18 protein-coding genes and 1 riboswitch are annotated in these 18,112 nt (G+C 41.9%); of the genes, 1 reads left to right on the plus strand and 17 read right to left on the minus strand.

The window, feature by feature from the left end; all coding sequences use genetic code 11:
* Nucleotides 1–63 precede the first annotated feature (63 nt).
* The 3 genes from EL081_RS06140 to EL081_RS06155 form a co-directional block, all read right to left on the minus strand.
* Nucleotides 64–1,032: a diacylglycerol kinase family lipid kinase gene (locus EL081_RS06140; protein WP_126404406.1), complete on the minus strand. Its 969-nt coding sequence runs from the start codon at nucleotides 1,030–1,032 to the stop codon at nucleotides 64–66.
* 8 nt (nucleotides 1,033–1,040) lie between these two features.
* Nucleotides 1,041–2,999, minus strand: coding sequence for an NAD-dependent DNA ligase LigA (ligA, locus tag EL081_RS06145; protein ID WP_126404408.1), 1,959 nt, complete (start codon nucleotides 2,997–2,999; stop codon nucleotides 1,041–1,043).
* Nucleotides 3,000–3,289: 290 nt separating this feature from the next.
* On the minus strand, nucleotides 3,290–3,799 hold the full coding sequence (locus tag EL081_RS06155) for a QueT transporter family protein (RefSeq protein ID WP_126404410.1): 510 nt from the start codon (nucleotides 3,797–3,799) through the stop codon (nucleotides 3,290–3,292).
* A riboswitch (PreQ1 riboswitch) is annotated at nucleotides 3,797–3,933 on the minus strand. Its footprint overlaps the gene before it by 3 nt.
* Nucleotides 3,934–3,961: 28 nt before the next feature.
* Between EL081_RS06155 and EL081_RS06160 the strand changes: the two genes are divergently transcribed.
* Nucleotides 3,962–4,399: a GtrA family protein gene (locus tag EL081_RS06160; protein ID WP_126404411.1), complete on the plus strand. Its 438-nt coding sequence runs from the start codon at nucleotides 3,962–3,964 to the stop codon at nucleotides 4,397–4,399.
* A 201-nt stretch (nucleotides 4,400–4,600) separates the two neighbouring features.
* Here the strand turns inward: EL081_RS06160 and EL081_RS06170 are convergent, their stop codons facing one another.
* The 14 genes from EL081_RS06170 to EL081_RS06245 form a co-directional block, all read right to left on the minus strand.
* Entirely contained in the window at nucleotides 4,601–5,308 is a 708-nt protein-coding gene (locus EL081_RS06170; RefSeq protein ID WP_126404412.1) for a B3/B4 domain-containing protein, read from the minus strand.
* Complete coding sequence (locus tag EL081_RS06175) at nucleotides 5,305–5,769, minus strand: MarR family winged helix-turn-helix transcriptional regulator (protein WP_126404413.1); 465 nt, start codon at nucleotides 5,767–5,769, stop codon at nucleotides 5,305–5,307. Before EL081_RS06175 ends, EL081_RS06170 begins: the two co-directional genes overlap by 4 nt.
* A 275-nt stretch (nucleotides 5,770–6,044) precedes the next feature.
* Complete coding sequence (locus tag EL081_RS06185; RefSeq protein ID WP_126404414.1) at nucleotides 6,045–7,013, minus strand: YihY/virulence factor BrkB family protein; 969 nt, start codon at nucleotides 7,011–7,013, stop codon at nucleotides 6,045–6,047.
* Between the two features lie 89 nt (nucleotides 7,014–7,102).
* Nucleotides 7,103–7,963, minus strand: a complete 861-nt coding sequence (locus tag EL081_RS06190; RefSeq protein WP_126404415.1) for a methionyl aminopeptidase — start codon at nucleotides 7,961–7,963, stop codon at nucleotides 7,103–7,105.
* Nucleotides 7,964–7,981: 18 nt separating this feature from the next.
* Complete coding sequence (spxR, locus tag EL081_RS06195; protein WP_126404416.1) at nucleotides 7,982–9,259, minus strand: CBS-HotDog domain-containing transcription factor SpxR; 1,278 nt, start codon at nucleotides 9,257–9,259, stop codon at nucleotides 7,982–7,984.
* The gene (locus EL081_RS06200; RefSeq protein WP_126404417.1) at nucleotides 9,252–9,803 is read right to left on the minus strand and encodes a GNAT family N-acetyltransferase; all 552 of its coding nucleotides are present in this window, start codon (nucleotides 9,801–9,803) and stop codon (nucleotides 9,252–9,254) included. The genes spxR and EL081_RS06200 overlap by 8 nt, the downstream gene beginning before the upstream one ends.
* A gap of 12 nt (nucleotides 9,804–9,815) precedes the next feature.
* Nucleotides 9,816–11,078, minus strand: a complete 1,263-nt coding sequence (locus EL081_RS06205) for a UDP-N-acetylglucosamine 1-carboxyvinyltransferase (protein ID WP_126404418.1) — start codon at nucleotides 11,076–11,078, stop codon at nucleotides 9,816–9,818.
* Between the two features lie 260 nt (nucleotides 11,079–11,338).
* Nucleotides 11,339–11,545, minus strand: a complete 207-nt coding sequence (gene copZ / locus EL081_RS06210) for a copper chaperone CopZ (protein ID WP_126404419.1) — start codon at nucleotides 11,543–11,545, stop codon at nucleotides 11,339–11,341.
* Between the two features lie 47 nt (nucleotides 11,546–11,592).
* Complete coding sequence (locus EL081_RS06215; protein ID WP_126404420.1) at nucleotides 11,593–13,821, minus strand: heavy metal translocating P-type ATPase; 2,229 nt, start codon at nucleotides 13,819–13,821, stop codon at nucleotides 11,593–11,595.
* Nucleotides 13,818–14,252 carry a CopY/TcrY family copper transport repressor gene (locus tag EL081_RS06220; protein WP_126404421.1) on the minus strand — a complete coding sequence of 145 codons (435 nt, stop codon included), beginning with the start codon at nucleotides 14,250–14,252 and terminating at the stop codon, nucleotides 13,818–13,820. The genes EL081_RS06215 and EL081_RS06220 overlap by 4 nt, the downstream gene beginning before the upstream one ends.
* 305 nt (nucleotides 14,253–14,557) lie before the next feature.
* The gene (gene metK / locus EL081_RS06230) at nucleotides 14,558–15,748 is read right to left on the minus strand and encodes a methionine adenosyltransferase (RefSeq protein WP_126404422.1); all 1,191 of its coding nucleotides are present in this window, start codon (nucleotides 15,746–15,748) and stop codon (nucleotides 14,558–14,560) included.
* Nucleotides 15,749–15,958: 210 nt separating this feature from the next.
* Nucleotides 15,959–16,495, minus strand: a complete 537-nt coding sequence (locus EL081_RS06235; RefSeq protein WP_126404423.1) for a hypothetical protein — start codon at nucleotides 16,493–16,495, stop codon at nucleotides 15,959–15,961.
* A 191-nt stretch (nucleotides 16,496–16,686) separates the two neighbouring features.
* Nucleotides 16,687–17,136 (minus strand): hypothetical protein, encoded by a 450-nt coding sequence (locus EL081_RS06240; RefSeq protein ID WP_126404424.1) that lies wholly within the window; start codon nucleotides 17,134–17,136, stop codon nucleotides 16,687–16,689.
* Nucleotides 17,137–17,544: 408 nt separating this feature from the next.
* Nucleotides 17,545–18,039: a hypothetical protein gene (locus EL081_RS06245; protein WP_126404425.1), complete on the minus strand. Its 495-nt coding sequence runs from the start codon at nucleotides 18,037–18,039 to the stop codon at nucleotides 17,545–17,547.
* Nucleotides 18,040–18,112 lie beyond the last annotated feature (73 nt).

Here is an 18,112-nt window from a genome sequence, read left to right on the forward strand (position 1 = left end):
CTATTTCCTAATTAACTAAGTAAGAAGAAACTGGCATTGCCCACTCTCAGCAATGTTGCTCCATTATTCTTCTGATTTGTATTCTGAATGGACCAAGGCATCGTCATTAATTTCATCGATGTTGGCAAAAAATTCTAAGTGATTGTGGAAGACTTCCAGTTCTACTGGCGTATCGCCACCATATTCACCATCTAAATTGATCTTGAACTCTTCCTTGTTGTCCAAAACTTCAATCTTCAATTTAGATGTTTTAAGGTATTCAATATTTGAATCGTTGACATGTTTTCCACCATTGACAGCTTGCATAATCAAAGACAACATATCAAATAATTTAGCGGTTTTCACTAAAATTAAAGTGAAATTTCCATCATCAAGTTTAGCATCTGGTGCCACACTTTCAAAGCCACCAATCGAATTGGTCAAAGCCACGAACACAAGAGAAACTGGTCCAACATAGACCCCATTGTCGTGTTCAATTCGTACCTTACGAGTTTTATTTTTGGGGAACTTCTTCACCGCTTCGGCCACATAAGCAAAATAGCCATAACGCGACTTCACTTCACTCGGCACACTAAAGGTCAATTCAGATAAGGTCCCTGCAGCAGCAATATTGATAAAATATTTACTGCCATAAGCACGGCCAATATCCATTTGAATGGTTTGATTCTTCTCAATGATCCGTGCAGCAGCTACAGGATCCCCCATTGGAATCTTCAGAGCACGCGCGTAATCATTGGTTGTTCCCGTAGGGATAAAAGCCATTTTTGGACGGTGTTCAAGACTAGCAACCCCGTTGACTACCTCATTAATGGTCCCATCTCCCCCAGCAGCAATGATCAAATCAAAACCGGCTTTTGCAGCCCGTTCTGCTTCTAATTGAGCTGATAAGGGCTCAGGAGTGGTCTGATAGGCACTTGTTTCGTAGCCCACATCTTCTAACACATCCAACACTTCTGCGATGTTCTTTTTAATGATTTCCTGACCAGAAGTCGGATTATAAATCACTCGTGCTTTTTTAATCTTATTTTCCATACATGCCTCTATAAACTTTCAAGCCAGGCTTCATCCTGTATTTCGATCGATAATTCCTGAGCTTTGCTTAATTTACTTCCCGCATCGCTACCTGCAACTAATAGGTCTGTATTCTTGGACACGGAGCCTGTGACTTTTGCCCCTAAGGCTTCTAATTTAGCCTTAGCTTCAGAACGTGTTAGTCGTTCCAGTTTACCTGTTAAGACAACTGTTTTACCAGACAATGGTGCATCTGCTGCGACCTTTTGCCCCAGGTAATCTAAGTTTACCCCAGCATCCTTAAGCTCTTCTAAAAGAAGTTGAGAGCCTTCCTGAGCAAAATAACGCTTAAGACTTTCGGCAACCACCATTCCTAAACTGTCTATCGCTGCAATTATTTCAACTTCTGCCTCTGCTAAGGCTGGAATGGAATGAAACTCCTGGAGCAAGAGCTGGCTAGCCTTACTTCCAACATGACGAATTCCCAGACCAAACAATAGTTTTTCAGCAGAATTCCCCTTAGACGCCTGAATAGCATCCATTAACTTCTGGGCAGATTTTTCTTTAAAACCTTCTAATTGCAAAAGTTCTTCAACTGTCAGCCGGTATATGCCTGCCACATCCTGTACTAGTTCTTTGGCAAACAGTTTTTCAACCACAGCTGGCCCCAACCCTGTTATATTCATGGCATCCCGGCTGGCAAAATGGGCAAGCCCTTCTTTTATTTGAGCAGGACAACGGGGATTGATACAACGCAAGGCTACTTCATCTTCAAAATGAAGGAGTTTACTCTGACAACTTGGACAGTGACTAGGTATCTCTAATCTCTCTTCTGATACGCGCTTATCCATGACAACCCGTAGGACAGCTGGAATAATATCCCCTGCTTTATAGACAATGACGGTATCATCTTTGCGAATATCTTTCTCAGCAATGTAATCTACATTATGAAGGGTAGCCCGACTGACCGTCGTCCCTGCTAACTGAACGGGAGTTAAATTAGCAGTTGGTGTCACCACTCCTGTCCGACCAACTGTCCAATCAACTGACAAGAGTTTTGCTTCTTTCTCCTCAGCTGGGAATTTGTAAGCCACTGCCCATTTGGGAGCCTTGACGGTAAAGCCTAGTTCTTCCTGAATAGCTAGATCATTCACTTTAATCACGACCCCATCGATATCATAAGGAAGTTGGTCGCGCATGGCTGCCACTTCTTGAATATAGGCCCAGACTTGCTCGATACTAGTCGCTGTCTTGTGATGAGGATTGACAACAAAACCGAGTCGTTCTAATTTAGCTAAGACCTTCTCTTGACTCGTTTGGTCAGTTGGACTCGCTTCTTGATAGAGGAAGGTCGCGAGTTTTCGCTCTGCAACAATCTTCGTATCCAACTGTCTAAGAGTACCAGCTGCTGCATTCCGAGGGTTCGCAAACTCTGCTTCCCCATTTTCTTGGCGAGACAAGTTAACAGCATCAAAAGATGCACGGGGCATATAACATTCTCCGCGTACTGTTAAGGTAAGAGGTTCTGGCAAGACTAGAGGAATATCGCGAACGCGCTTTAGGTTCTCAGTGATATTTTCTCCAATGCTCCCATCCCCCCGTGTAGCACCCGTTTCAAGAACTCCTTCGACATAAGAAAGTGAAATAGACAGGCCATCAATTTTTAATTCACATACATAGGTGACAGCAGGGAATTCTTTGCGAACCCGTTGATCAAAGGCCACTAATTCTTCATAAGAAAAGGCGTCCTGCAAGCTATAAAGTGGGTAAGTATGCTGGTATTTTTCAAACCCTTTAAGAATCGTTCCTCCGACCCGATGGGTTGGGCTGTTGGGCTGGACCAACTCCGGATGGGCTTCCTCTAACGCGACCAATTCCCGATAGAGTTTGTCGTACTCATAATCCGATACGGACGGAGCATCTTTTGTATAATATTCTTCTGCATAGTGATTCAGGAGTGTCACTAGCTCTTTCATTCTGGTTTCCATATCCCTATTTTACCATAAAAACGCTTTACTGGGGCCTTTCTGACTACTTCACTATCGAAAAAATATCGTTTTTCAGAATGAATCGGAGGAAGCCATGGCATCAAAAAAGAGGCTGGGACAAAAGTCCTAGCCTCTCAATTGTCTTTGGATTATCGAGAAAGACGCAGTGGTTGAGTGGGCTCTACTACGCTGATTTTATCAGCTTTTACAGCCCTACTCAACTCTGCAGAGGTGGGACGACGAAATCGAATTCTAACGAATTTCCGATTTCTGTCCCACTCTCTAGTGGATTATTGAGTCAAATCAATTCGTTGGGCAATCTTTTTGATCAAAATAGCTCCGACAATCAAGGAAGCAAATTCACCCAAACCAGTTGTCAACCAATTCAAGAAGAATGGTGTTTTGTTTAAGATGTGCAATTCTAAGGCAATCGTAAACATAGAGAGGGCAAAGAAAATTGAGAATAAGAAATGATCCTTGCGAATCCATCCACTAAAGAGATCTGTCTTTTCATAGCGTTTAAAGAGATATACTCCAAGTGTAACGAAGACCAAAGTAGATCCACCACCAACGACCACGTCGACAATCCCATAACTCAAGAAGTTAGAAATCATACACCCAATGGTAACTGACCAAATATATTTCCGATTGTAGAAAGCCATGAAGTTGAGCATTTCAGAGACACGGAATTGGATCTCATTGCTTCCGATGGCATTCAATGGGGGAGTAATGGTCAAGGCCACATAGAGAGCGGCAACTAGGGCAATCTGTGCCAAGTCACGAACAGTATAGTTTTTCATCGTTTTCTCCTTTAGCGGTTTTCCCGCATCTAATATGCTTGGTGAAAGAAGCTAAGCACCAAGGGTTGATCTTTGCCAATGAAACCCATCTAATAGAGTTGCATGCGACAAATCAACTTTATAAGTATAGCATAAATAAGGGAATTATGATAGACTAATTGTATGAAAAAACTAGTCCATCGAATCTTTAATAATGAAATTTTAGCCTACCTGATCTTTGGTGTTGCTACGACGATTGTTTCTGTCGCTACCCGGCTAATTGTTTTCCAACTGACAGACCAGGAACAGCTAGCTACCTTGATTGGAAATATTGCCGGAATTCTCTTTGCTTTTGCTACCAATGATACGATTGTCTTTAAACAAGAAAGAAAAGGCTGGTTTAAACGGTTAATTGTTTTCTCTTTCGCTAGAATGGGTACTCTGGTTCTGGATCTCCTAATGACCACAATCTTTGTGACCCAGTATCCGCAAATCATTGGTCAGTTTGTCAACATGAATCGGACGGCTATCAATACCATCGAAACCTTTGTTGCCCAATTTATGATTGTCATTTTGAACTATGTTTTCAGTAAACTTTTTGTTTTCAGAAATAGGAAGTAACTTCCGTGGATAACCAAAAATGAGGCTGGGACAAAAGTCCCAGCCTCTCAATTGTCTTTGGATTGTCGAGTAAGACGCAGTGGTTGAGTGGGCTCTACTACGCTAATTTCATCAGCTTTTACAGCCCTACTCAACTGTGTGGAGGTGGGACGACGAAATCGAATTCTAACCAATTACCGATTTCTGTCCCACTCTCATTTTTTAAACTTCTAAACTAGATGTTTGGGCAGTAAAATAAGTAATCTTTCCTTCTACCCCAAAATAGTCCTTGACTAGGCCTTTTAATTCGTCCATGGCAGCTTGGGCGCGTTCTGCTTGCTCCTCAGTCACTGCTTCCATCACAAGAATAGCCTGTCGAGTTTCTTCTGTCAGCATGGTCCTTTGAGCTTCCCGCCAGTTTAAACAACGGCAAACAGCCCCTTCTTGGTCATAATAGATAATCTCTTCCGGCAAAGCTGGAGCATCTTCCTCAGCTCCTAATGGGAAGAATGGCTCTCCACCCTTGGCTTTCCCTAAAGATAAGCCTCCGGCTAATTTTTCCATATCCTCACCACCACATGGGATAGCATAGGCAAGAGATACACTATTATACAGATCCACTAAAGGATTGATAGGATAAAACTCCCGGCCTTGCGAAACACGTTTCAATAAGGCTTCAATGGAAGAACGAGCTCCTTTTTTTGTCTTGAATTTGGTAAAAGCCTGACGCCATTCTTGAACGACTGGGCTGGCAGTGAATTGTTCATCATCGATGAAGAATTTTGATCGAGCGACTCCCTTGTCAAGTAAATCCTTAAAATAGGGATCCTTGCTTTCGTCGACGTGGTTGTCAATACCTTCTACTGTCATCACCACTACTTGTGCTTGGGGAAACAAATCCCAAAACTCTTGATCTACTGTAAATTTCATTTCTTTTCCTCACTATAATTTCTTTTTTTGCCTTTTTTAACTAGCTCCCAATCCGCCGCAATGTTTTCTCTCATCTTTGAAAGCCATTCCTCTAATTGAAGGGCTTCTGCTTTTGAAAACCCCTTTAGGGCTGTCTCCTCAGAATAAGCATGCTCAGCAAGGATGAACGGATAAAGCGCCTGTCCCTTTTCCGTTAGGATCCATTTTTTTATCTTTTGATTGGAATGATCATTTAATTCTCGGATAAATCCTTTATCAGCTAATTTTTTAACAGAGCGGGCTACTGTTGAGCGATCCACTTTTAATAAATCGGATAACTCCTCTTGAATAATCCCTGGGTGCTCCCCAATCCGTACCAAATACAGGTATTGGCCTTTAGCCAGTTCTAGATCTCGAAATTCGATATTGGCAATCGAATCTAAGGCTCGGGCTATGACGCCAATCTCTCGTAGTATCGTCATCTGCTCCTCCTTTCTTTATGGATGATTCTACCATATTTTTGTTGCAAATGCAATATAAATAACGAAGACAAAAAAAGAGGCTGGGACAAAAGTCCTAGCCTCTTAATTGTTTTTGGATTGTCGAGCAAGACGCAGTGGTTGAGTGGGCTCTACTACGCTGATTTCATCAGCTTTTACAGCCCTACTCAACTGTGCGGAGGTGGGACGACGAAATCGAATTCTAACGAATTACCGATTTCTGTCCCACTCTCTCTTCATGATTTGTTTCTTTAACATCATTCCTGATTTTTTCTCACATTTTTAAGATGGAAACGACGCTTGAGTGATGCTTCCTTTTGGTGAAAAGCTACTTGAGATGACTTGTACTTGGCTACCACATCCCCATCTTTTGTTTCGAATTGTGCTTCAATCGCATATTGAATACTAGCGTTTAAGATGCAACCAATAATCAACACCTTCGATACTAAGATAAACCAGAACATAATAATCGCTAAGAGGACCGACCCGAAGAAACGTGCATCTAAGAAACTCGTGATATAGTGGTCGACATATTTCCAGAAAATATTTAGGGTCAAATAAAGAACTGCTGTTACAAAGATAGCTCCCGGAAAGACGTAGCGAAACTTAGGAATTTTGATATTGGGTAGCGTGTAATAGAGCAAGAGCAAGGTCAAAAAGAGAAGAACGTAAACGGAAGGTCCAGAAATATTTAGGAGACGAAGGTAGATACTTTCATCAAACTTGAAAATCTCATAGACCGAACGAATAATCATCCGTCCAAACATAGTCAAAACCAAAGATAGACCGAACAGACCTTGCAGAGCAAAACTAATCAAAATACTGAAGATTCTCGCCCAGATAATCCCTCTCTCCTTCTCCACTCCATAACTTTTATTGAAGGCCCTTTGCAGGTATGCAATACACTGTGAAGAGACCCATAAAGCAGAGATGATGGAGAAACTCAGCAAACCAGTAGAAGGCTTAGTAAGCACCGATGAAATAACTTGCAAAACAATCCGGTACATGGAAGCAGGTAATACTTCTCGCAAAGTCAGCAAAATCTGAGTCGGACGAATCTGAAAGTAAGGGAGGATATTGGCTGCAATCAACAATAAAGGAAGAATCGAAATCAATAAATAATAGGCTACAGCTATACTCGTGATATCCGATTCAGAGGCCATATAAAAGCGCAAGAACCCCTTAATAAATGGTCGTTGGCTTAGCCATTTGAAAAACTTTTTCATATCTTCCCTCCCTCTAAACAAAGAGATTAAAAGAGAAAAGAGCGAAACCGTTTTTTATATTCAGCTCCATTCTTTCCTCTCTACTTGTATTAATAGGTTCCTTCTTCGCCTTGACTGGTCAAAATAACAGGACCATCTTTCGTAATCACAAACTGATGTTCGTACTGACAAGAAAGACCACCATCAAGGGTTTTGTGGGCCCACCCTGTCTTCATATCAGTATCAATTTCCCATGTTCCGGTATTAATCATTGGTTCAATGGTGAGTACCATCCCCTCACGCAAGCGCAATCCACGTCCTGCACGACCGTAATGAGGCACCATTGGTTCTTCATGCATAGTTGGACCGACACCATGACCGACCAAGTCTCGAACCACGCCATAGCCCTTGCTTTCAGCATATTCTTGAATAGCGGCTCCGATATCTCCTAGACGATTTCCAACAACGGCTTGTTCAATCCCCTTGTAAAGACATTCTTTGGTCACATCCATGAGGTCTTTAACTTCTTGGGATACATTTCCTACTGCATAAGCCCAACAAGAATCCGCTAAACCACCAGAGTAGTTTTCTGTATACTTTTTCACCTGCGCGACATTGTCAAAGTCTAATTTTGAGACATCAACAACAGACTTGTCTAAGGGCTCTGACAAGACCATATCCACCTTTAAGAGGTCACCATCTTTTAAGACATAGTGGCGAGGAAAGGCGTGAGCCACTTCATCATTGATCCCACAACAAGTCGCATAGGGATAGTCCATCAAGCTTCCTTCTACACCAATCTGAAGGGGCAAGACATTGGCTTCCTTACAGCGACGTCGAACATACTCTTCCACTTCCCAAAGATCGAGACCTGGTTTGATCAAATCCCGAAGGCCAATATGGATACTAGCAAGAAAATCTCCTGCACGGTTCATGGCTTCAATTTCACGCTGTGATTTCAATGTAATCATCTATTTCCTACTTCCATTCTAATTAATTTTCAAAGTGACGGTGGCCTTCGTAACTAACTGTAGATTCAAGTACAAATCAAAATCTATAATAGCCGATCGTCTTGTCTGGCGAACGATACGCGTTTCAATCCGCAAGGTATCGTCCACTTGAACAGCTTGAAGATAATAGACCAACAGTTGTTCAATAATTAAATTTTTCCCAGAATTCATCATGAGCTGGCGAGTGACCGTTGTTAGAACTTCAGTGAGCACGCCATTCGAGAGAACTCCACTCTTTTCTAACATACTCGGTTCAACCGTTATTTCAAAATGATTGGCTTGCAGAACCACTTTTTGACTGATTTGTTCACTAAAAGTAGGCAAGCCAGACAATTGTTCCTTGCTCATCCGGTCCATGACCGCACGACGGGTAATGACTCCTAACAGGGTCTGATTGCTGCGAATAACAGGAATCATCTCAAAATCTTCTGCAATCATGCGTTGACTGACATTGGCAATACTAGAGGATAGGTTTGTCGTAAAGACGCTACGTGACATAACCTTGTCCAGAGTTGTCTGAGGTGTCTTATCTCCAGCATCCCGCATAGTCACCACTCCAACAACCATTTGGTGTTGATTGACGACAGGAAAGCGACTAAACCGGCTCTTTCTTACCAGATCTAGATAGTCACGTACGGTATCCGTTTCCCGTAAAAAACCATATTCATGCATGGGGGAATAGACTTGTTCGACCGTTAAAATATCTGTTTTGATTTGCATGTTGGCGAGAGCACGATTGATCATGGTCGCCACAGTATAGGTATCATGCTTGGTACGTAAGATAGGGGTTTGGCCACTGCGACCTAGTTCCAAAATAGAAGGATCGACGTCGAAACCACCCGTTACAAGAACAGCATTGTCGTGTTTGAGGGCCAGACGCTGGATATTGGTCCGGTCTCCGACAATGAGGAGCCCACCTTCAGAGACATAGTCTAAAATATGCTCTTCAGTCATGGCACCAATATAAAATTTGTTGAACTCGCGTTCCAGTCCTTCTTTACCTGCTAAGACTTCCGAACCGGTTATTTCTACAATCTCTCGAAAAGTCAGATGTTCCAGGACAGCCTTTTTGGACTTAACACGAACAGTCCCACTACGAGGTCTCGTCTCAACAATTCCACGATTTTCGGCTTCTTTAATGGCCCGATAGGCGGTCCCATCACTCACCTGCAAATAGTTCGAGATACTCCTCACACTGACACGCTTGCCAATTGGTAGTTTCTCCAAATAATCTAAGATCGCTTGGTGTTTACTCATTGAGATCTCCTCTATCTATGCAGAACTCGTAATAATCTCGCATCTTTCGGGTATAACGGTCACTTCCCTTGAATTGACGTTTCAAGCTATAACCCGCATGCAAAGCCACCTGTTGGCTGGCTATATTTTCAACATGGGTAATAATTCGGACTTGCTTGAGATGAAATTCCTGGAAGGACAAGAAGGTCATTTCTTTGACAACCTCTGTCATGAGGCCTTTGCCCCAATAATCCTTGTGTAAGAAATAACCAAGCTCTGCTTCTTTCTTAATTTCATCCAATTTTTCAAATTTAATTGATCCAATCACACGGCCAGTTTCCTTGTCACAAATCGCCCATATTCCTAAAGGATTCTTTAAAAAATAATTCGCCAAGACATACTGGCATTCTTCAAGGGAAGTTTGTGCTGGGAAAATAAAAGGCAAATTATCTGGATTGGAGGAAATAGTATAAAAGTCAGCAGCATCACTATATAGAAAGGGCCTCAAGAAGAGGCGCTCTGTTTCGAAACATGAATATGCTGCTAGTTGCGTCCAAATGTTCATAAAAATCGTTCGTTATGCTTCACCAATTAGCTTGATGTCAGCTCCCAATTGTTGCAATTTTTCAATGATATGCGAATAGCCACGAAGGATAAACTCAACATTGGTAATCTCTGTTTTTCCTTGAGCCATTAGGCCAGCAATCACCAAGGCCGCACCTGCACGCAGGTCTGTCGCTTTAACTGGAGCCCCCGTTAATTGATTTGGTCCTTGATAGACTATACGATCACTAACTGTTTCAATCGTGGCTCCCATCCGCATCAGTTCAGCCACATGGTTGACTCGCTTTTGATAAATAGTATCGACAATGCTTCCCTTTCCATTAGCTGTCAAGAGCAAGGGAGTCAAGGGTTGCTGCAAATCAGTCGCAAATCCAGGGTAAGGAGAGGTTTTTATATGGACAGCTTTCAGATTTTCCTGCTTTTCAACAAAAACACTATCCTCAGAAATGGTCATCCGAACGCCCATTTCTTCCAGCTTAGCGATAAAGCTTTCCAAGTGTTCATAGAGGACATTGTTGATTTGAATCCCTTCTCCCACAGCTGCAGCAAGGGCGATATAAGTCCCCGCTTCAATGCGATCTGGAATCACTTGGTGACGTGTCCCGTGGAGATAGTCCACTCCTTCAATGGTAATGATATCTGTACCTGCACCACGAATGTGAGCCCCCATATTATTGAGAAGGGTCGCGACATCAATGATCTCAGGTTCGCGAGCAGCATTCTCAATAACGGTACGACCTTCCGCTTTAACAGCAGCTAGAATGGTATTAATCGTTGCTCCAACGCTAACCGTATCCATATAGATTGCTGTGCCACGGAGACGTTCCCCATTTGTGGAAAGGTTCATACTAGAACCATCCATGGTCATTTTAGCGCCCATCGCCTCAAAGGCTTTCAAATGCAGATCAATGGGACGTGGACCTAAATCACATCCCCCTGGTAAACCGACAGTTGCCTGGCCATAACGTCCCAAAAGACTTCCGTAGAAATAGTAAGAAGCGCGAAGACTATTGATCTTTCCAAATGGCATTGGCATATCTTGTACACCACGCGGATCGATGACAAGGGTCTCCCCATCTCGCTCCACTTTTGCTCCCATGAGGATCATAATGTCAATCAAGCTAGCCACATCAGAAATATCTGGAACACCATCAAGAGTCACAATTTCGTCTGCTAAAATAGTTGCAGGAATAAGGGCCACCACACTATTTTTTGCACCACTAATGGTCACCTCACCTTTTAAAGGGCGACCACCATTAATTATAATTTTTTTCATGTAAATTTGTATAAGCTCTTTCAATCATTCGGTAAAAAATTACCGCATCTATTATATCATAAAAACGCTTCATTTTCCACTCATTCTTATCTTTTGATCGGTCAATCCAATCCTTAGAAACCTCAACTATATGTTTTACTATTTTTTTATATTTTTAGAATATTTCCTATTTTATTTATGTTGCTTGTGAATTGGCTGTAAGTGTTGTCACTTCTTTATAATCAAAAAAAGCAGTCCTTTTCGGACCGCCTTTTCTGAGTTTATTTCACTTCATTTCCTAGTTCATATTTACTGCCTTTTAGAGCTCGGGTCAAGGACCATTTCCAAGGTTTCCCTTCAATGGTTACTTGTTTTTTCTCTAAATCAACTTTTACTTCTTCTACACCTTTTACAGCAGATAGTTTTTCAGTGACAGCATTAGCACAACCTTGGCATTTCATTCCTGTAATTTCATATGTTTTTGACATGATTCTTTCCTTTCTTTTGCATGAGGAGATGATTTTTCTCCTAGTTTTTACAATTTTTTTCTCTTTAATCTTAGAGCATTGACGACGACGGATACCGAACTAAAACTCATAGCTAGACCTGCTAGCATCGGGTTTAAGAGCGGACCACCAAAGAGATAGAGAAGGCCCATCGCCACAGGAATAGCTAAAACATTGTAGATAAAAGCCCAGAACAAGTTTTCCTTGATGGTCTTAATCGTATAGCGACTGATTTCCAAAGCCCGGACAACATCCATCAATTGAGGTTTCATGACGACGATATCCGCACTTTCCATAGCAATATCTGTCCCAGACCCCATGGCAATCCCGATATCAGCAGTTGCAAGAGCCGGTGCATCGTTGATTCCATCTCCAACCATAATCACAGACTTGCCTTCTGCTTGCAACGTTTGGATCACCCGTGATTTTTCTTGAGGAAGGACTTGACTGATGACCTGCTGGATTCCAGCCTTCTTAGCAATGGCTTGAGCAGTCCGTTCATTATCCCCAGTCAGCATGATGACCTTCTTGCCCATTTTTTCTAGACTAGCAACCATTTCTAAACTATCTTCCTTGATGCGGTCTGCTACGCCAAATAGAGCCATGAGTTGTCCATCTTCAGCTAAGAAAATTGGGGTTTGTCCATCCTGGGTCAAGACTTCCAAGTCAGCCTTGGCAAGATGAATATCGACCCCTTCCTCTTCCATGAGCGCTTGATTCCCAGCCAGATAAACCTGCCCAGCACAGCTTGCAGTAAGGCCTCTTCCTGTTAGGCTAGAGAAGTTTTCCATCTCTAATATGTCTACATGCGCTTCCTTGGCAGCATCTAGAATAGCTTGTCCCAGTGGGTGTTCGGACTTAGCTTCGAGAGAGGCTAGTATTTGTAAGGCATTCCCAGCTTGTCCATAAGTATAAGAAGAAGACAACTGAGGCTTTCCTTGGGTGATGGTCCCCGTTTTATCGAAGACAAGGATTTGTGCTTGATGAGCTAACTCAAGGACATCCCCTCTCTTGTAGAGGATCCCATGCTCTGCTCCTAATCCTGTACCTACCATAATGGCTGTCGGAGTCGCCAAGCCTAGGGCACATGGACAGGCAATGACCAAGACACTGATCGTTACCGTCATGGCAAAGGTGAAGGTTTCACCCATGATAAAATACCAAAAGAGACCAGATAAGAGAGCAATCCCCATAACAACAGGGACAAAAACTCCTGCCACTTGATCAGCAATCTTAGCGATTGGTGCTTTGGTTTGTTGGGCATCTTCCACCAGCTGAATGATTTGTGCAAGTAAGGTATCCCGACCAACTTTTTCAGCCTGATAAACCAAGCTTCCTTGACCATTGATGGAACCAGCGTAAACTGGACTCCCTTCAGTTTTTTGGATTGGGATTGATTCACCCGTCAGCATGCTTTCATCGATGGCTGATTGTCCGGAAACCACTTGACCATCAACGGCTATTTTTTCACCTGGCTTGACCAGGATCTGATCTCCAATGACCAAGCCTTCTACAGGCAATTTTACTTCTTTTCCATCACGTAGGACCGTTGCATCTTTAGCCGCCAGATGCATGAGCTTTTTAATGGCTTGAGAAGTACGTCCTTTGGACAGGGTTTCAAAATACTTACCTAGAGTAATCAGGGTCAAAATCACAGCCACAGACTCAAAGTAAAGCTGATGAACATGATGATGATGACCAATCAAGATATGATAAGTCCCATAAAGACTATAAAGAAAGGCTGCACTAGTCGCTAAAGCCACCAAAGCATCCATATTGGGATGGCCTTTTAGAAGGGTCCGGAAGCCATTTCGATAAAAGGCTCTTCCGAAGATCATCACAGGAATGGTCAAGAACAAAAGAACAAGAGTATAAGCCACAGGTGCTCGATCAGGTGAAACAAATGCAGGTGCTGGTAGGCCAATCATGGGGCCCATCGCTAGATAAAAGAGTGGCAGGGTGAAGATGGAAGACCAAAAGAGCCGTTTTCGGATCAATTGTAGCTTGTCACCTTCTCTCTCTTCTTGGCTCTTAGCTGTATCTGGATTATATACTACTGCCTCATAACCGGCATCCGCTACCGCTTTTGAAATAGCTTCTGGACTTAGTGGTTCCCCATTGTATTCCACTGTCATTTTTTCAGTGGTTAGGTTCACTGTCGCTTTTTCAACACCGTCCAGATGGTTGACAGCTTTCTCCACATTGATCACACAGGATGCACAAGTCATCCCATTGACGACAAAGGTTTCTTCTTTCATTTAATTTCCTCCACATGACTGACACAATGACATTGGCCTGGTTGGCAATCACATTGAACCTGCCCCACGCTCTCCTTAGAGGCGAGGATCTCTTGCAAGTCCTTGATCTGTTCTTTCGTCATTGGTGTTTGCTGGATCAGTTTTCTCAATAAATGATGATGCTTGGTCAAGCAGATCTTACTTAAAACTTCTTGGACAGCTGTTAGATTGGCCTCTTCTTCATTAAGGACAGCCTGATACAAATAGGTCCGACCTTCTCTCCGGCTCGTTAGATAGCCCTTATCTGCTAACCGTCCCAAGAGGGTTTTTACAGTTGAAGCTGACCAGTCCTGCTTGGTGGAGAGAATCTTGGTTATTTCTGTAGAAGTCGTTTCTCCCTTGGTCCAAAGGACCCGCATGACTTCCCATTCAGCACTTGAAATTTTCGCCATTGTTTTACCTTTCTATCTCCTATCAAAGACAATATATTTACATTTGTAGTTTAATTATACACCTTCTTTTTTTCTTGTCAATAGTTTTGTTTACATTTGTAGATTAATTTCATAAAAAGAGAGTGGGACAGAAATCGGTAATTCGTTAGAATTCGATTTCGTCGTCCCACCTCCGCACAGTTGAGTAGGGCTGTAAAAGCTGATGAAATCAGCGTAGTAGAGCCCACTCAACCACTGCGTCTTGCTCGACAATCCAAAGATAATTGAGAGGCTAGGACTTTTGTCCCAGCCTCCTTTCTATCTACTTAGTTAACTGCTTCTTTCAAGGCTTCTACCTTGTCTAAACGTTCCCACGGAAGGTCAATGTCTGTCCGTCCCATATGTCCATAAGCCGCTGTTTGACGGTAAATCGGACGTTTGAGGTCAAGCATTTGGATAATTCCTGCAGGGCGAAGGTCAAAGATTTGACGCGCTGCTTTTTCAAGTTTACTTTCAGCTACTGTTCCTGTACCGAAAGTATCGATACGGACAGATACAGGTTGAGCTACCCCAATCGCGTAAGCCAATTGCACTTCTGCTTTCTTAGCAAGACCTGCAGCAACAATGTTTTTAGCAATGTAGCGAGCTGCATAAGAAGCTGAACGGTCAACCTTAGTCGCATCCTTACCAGAGAAAGCACCACCACCATGACGTGAATAACCACCATAGGTATCCACGATGATCTTACGGCCCGTCAAACCTGAGTCTCCTTGAGGTCCTCCGATAACGAAACGACCAGTTGGATTGATAAAGAACTTCGTTTCATCATCAAGATACGAAGCTGGAATCACTTCTTTAATAACCTTGTTAATCACATCTTGGTGAATTTGTTCATTGCTGACTTCTGGATCGTGTTGGGTTGAAATAACGACCGTATCCACGCGCACAGGCTTGTCATTTTCATCATATTCAACAGTAACTTGAGATTTAGCATCTGGACGAAGGTAGCTAATCTCACCAGACTTACGAAGCTCTGCCAAGCGACGAACCAACTTGTGGCTCAAGGAAATTGGCAATGGCATGAGTTCTTCTGTCTCATCCACCGCAAAACCAAACATGAGACCTTGGTCACCAGCACCAATCAAGTCAAGTGGATCTTGATCCGTATTTCCACGAACTTCCAAGGCTTCATTAACCCCTTGGGCGATATCTGGAGATTGCTCTACCAATGATGGGTGAACTCCTACCGTCTCCGCTGAAAAACCATACTCCGTATTGGTATAGCCAATCTCTGCAATCGTATCACGTACCACACGGTTAATATCTACATAAGCTGTCGTTGAAATCTCTCCAAAGACATGTACTGAACCAGTATAAACAGCTGTTTCAGCAGCAACGTGCGCCTCTGGATCTTGCTCTAAAATAGCATCCAAGATAGCATCTGAAATTTGGTCTGCAATCTTATCCGGATGCCCCTCAGATACAGATTCAGACGTGAAAAGTTTACGTTCTGACATAAAAAATGTCCCCCCTTAAAAAATAATCGTTATAGAGTTACAAAGAACTGGTAGGAAGAGCATTTGCAATCAGTCCTACCACCTTATCGGGACCATATAACCTAACTATTATAACACGTTTTTGCACCAGTATCCTTTTTTTATAAAAAGAAAAAGATATAGTTTAAAACTATATCTTTCTTTTGTTAAACAGCTATCCAACACTTATACTTACAATAGCAAAGTCCCTATTAATACAAGGACAGTCGAAATCATAGATGGAATTTGAATACCTAACCAAGCTGGATCACCAGCAAAAAGCATGGAGGCAAAATAGAGAGCTACTGAAACAAATAGCATCGTCTTATTAGCCGTTTTTGTTCCAATACCAAGTAAGACTGTCGCAGCAATATAACAAGTAAGGTAATAGCCCAAAAAGATCAAAAAGACAATCGCCCATCCTCCCATTAACACAGCAGTACCTATAAAAAGCATCAGTAAGCCCATGTTTACGAAAAATACAAGAGTTAGAAGGCCCCTATTAGGAACAGAATTTTCTGGGGCTTGTTCCGCCATTGGTGGCTGAGCAGAATTTTCTGGACCTTGATACGCCATTGGTGGCTGAGCAGAATTTTCTGGACCTTGATACGCCATTGGTGGCTGAACAGGATTTGCTGGGCCTTGATCCGCTATTTGTGGCTGAATAAATTCTTCAGGCATTCCGTCTTTTTCTTGGTTTGTTTCAGAATTTAGCTGTTGATCTGTCATAATTTTCTCCTGACATTTTTCTAAAATATTTTGCTTTTCTTAAAAAGCTGGAATAAACGATTTTATAAGTGATATTCACTGAATTCTTCCATGCATCTATTGATATTTTTAAGATATACAACTTGACAGAAATTCTTGACTCGATAAGATCATTGATCAAGCCAATACTGATTTAAAAAAGTTCCCCCTTCTTAATATCTCAATACTTCTTTATCTTCTTTCGCTAGGATTGTTCCAATTAAAACAAGAATAGCTAAAACTATCGGTGCAATTCGGAAAACTCCCCAGTCTGGATCATAAGCTAAAATAATGGACAATATATAAAGTACGAAACTTGTATAGAGTAGCGCCTTATTTCCTTTCTCCATCCCTATTCTAAGAAAAATAGCCCCAATAGCAATACCTAATAGGTTTGGTCCTAGAAAAATTAAAATGAAAAGTCCCCAAGCATTACCCGAAAGTGCAAAGTAAGAGATAAACAATACAAGATAGATAATGGATAAGTAAAAGGCGACTGAAAGAAGAATGGAAGTAAATTTGATTCTTGTTGGATAATTCTGGATAGGTGCCGAATAAAAACCATCTCCACTTATCCTCATCCTATCTTTATTTTCTTCAAAATTATTCTGCTGATTTTCCATAGCATTCTCCTACCTTTTCTTATTACTTTATTTATATTTTCTCTTAAAACAATTAGACACTATTCCATCATTCTTTTCATTAACCGTAAGACAAGAGGAAACCGATCTAGCAATTGCAGGATAGTGACCCCAAAGGAAACCAACGGAAGGATTGGATACCAGGTATGCTCTTTTCTAATCGAAGAACATAATCGTACCCGATCCATTTTCACTACCTGCTATCCAAACAGTCGAAATATAAAGAAAGGTTATAAAATAAATGAGCCCTGATACCATTTATTTCACTCCACTTTCAAAGTAAAGTATAAATTGATTTATTACCTCTCATTATACCACAATTTGTAACCGCTTCCTCCATCTTTTCTCGCTATATAAAAAAGATAGGATTTTACGCCCTATCTTCTATAATTACTCTCCATTATCAAACATTACAGTTCCGAAAAAAACCACTATAGCTATTATAAGAGGCATAAGGAAAAATAATCCCCCAGCTGGGTCATACGCTAGAATCATCGAAACAAAATATAAAACTGCGGATGTATAGAGAGTTGTTCTATTACCCATCGTTTTTCCGTTCCAAAGCAGGAGGGTCGCAATGATAATACAGAGAAAATGGAGCTGTTGCATAATTGTCCATTCTATAAGTACGATTGCGCCGAGTAGAGACCATCCTAGGTATATAGTTGCCAAAACAAGTGCAATAGATAGTACTAGCGTACTTCCGACTCTTTTTTCTGGCTTCATCTCATTGTTAGAAAGGAGACTATCTCCTAAAACATATGCCTCTTTGTCTTTATTTTTTGGGGGATTCTGCTCTTCCCCCACCATGGGTGGCTGAACACCCCCCTCAGGCACACCTTGATGCTCTTGGTTTGATTCATACTTTGGATTTTGGTCTGTCATCGCTCTTAGTCCTCTTTTATAAAGTTACGTTATTTGGTGTTTCATACTCCTATTATACCCCATTTGATGATCT

Source organism: Streptococcus viridans, assembly GCF_900636365.1.
GTDB classification, from domain to species: domain Bacteria; phylum Bacillota; class Bacilli; order Lactobacillales; family Streptococcaceae; genus Streptococcus; species Streptococcus viridans_A.